Genomic DNA, 211 nt, shown 5'->3' on the forward strand with positions numbered 1-211 from the left:
GCTATCGGCTGTTAACCGATCGGTCGTAGGTTCGAATCCTACCTGTGGAGCCATATGGAGAAGTACTCAAGTGGCTGAAGAGGCGCCCCTGCTAAGGGTGTAGGTCGTGTGAGCGGCGCGAGGGTTCAAATCCCTCCTTCTCCGCCATTTTTTTATGGCCCGTTGGTCAAGCGGTTAAGACACCGCCCTTTCACGGCGGTAACACGGGTTC

Annotated in this window: 1 tRNA gene; it reads left to right on the forward strand. The window is 55.9% G+C overall.

Annotated elements, in window-relative coordinates:
- Positions 1-56: 56 nt before the first annotated feature.
- Positions 57-147: transfer RNA gene (locus ACY9Z2_RS19610), tRNA-Ser, on the forward strand.
- The last annotated feature ends 64 nt before the right edge of the window (positions 148-211 follow it).

The organism is Virgibacillus sp. GM2-2 (assembly GCF_055329585.1).